This is a genomic window from Arhodomonas sp. KWT, from assembly GCF_010993615.1.
On record NZ_WNXE01000821.1, the window covers coordinates 1 to 749 of the forward strand.

General features: G+C 70.0%; 1 pseudogene. It reads right to left on the reverse strand.

Features of this window, described 5'->3' with window-relative positions:
- Positions 1 to 749, reverse strand: a pseudogene (locus tag G7A99_RS22665) (helicase); the annotation flags it as partial.

Below are 749 nucleotides of genomic sequence, written 5' to 3' on the forward strand. Positions count from 1 at the left end.
TCCACCTCGCCGCCGTCCAGGGTGCGCAGGCTGCCGCGCCCACTCGCGCCCACGGTTGCGAACCAGCGCGCGTCGCCGTCACCGACGGCCCGGCCGAGGTCGTTGGGCTCGGCCATGATCCGCAGCGCCGCCACATGGTGCATAGCGTAGGCCGCGCCGAGAAAGCCGTCGATGGCCTGCTGGCGGCCCGGCACTGCGTCCGCCAGGGCCCGGGGCTCGACCTGCCACCACACCGCGGTGGTGTGCATCTCCTGGTCCGGCAGGTCGATGTTGCCGAAGCCGATGTTCTCGTGGCTGTAGTAGCGGATCTTCTTGTAGCCCGGGATCCGCCGCACCAGGTGGACCTCGCCGTTGGCCACCTCCGCGTCGGCCGCCCGGGCGGACTCGAAGTTCTCCAGGATCTTCAGCCGGGTGTAGTCGATGGCGTCGGTGTAGTAGTCCGCACGGGTCTCGCGCACGTAGGCCTTGCGCCCGGTCCAGTCCAGGTGCTCGACCTGGTAGGGGCTCGCCTGCACGAGATAGATCGCGCCCTCGTAGATCGTCTCCGCGGCGCTGGAGAAGTCCACCTCGGCGATGATGCGCCGCGCCCCGTCGGTGGTGTCGATGACCACGAAGTTGCCCTCGGCCACCGCGCGCAGGCTCACGCTGTTGGCCGGGTAGCTGTCCTCCATCCAGTGCCAGGCCTCGCCCTCGCGGTGGAGCACGCCCTGCTCGACGAGATAGTCCAGCAGCGCCTCCAGGTCCTCGCC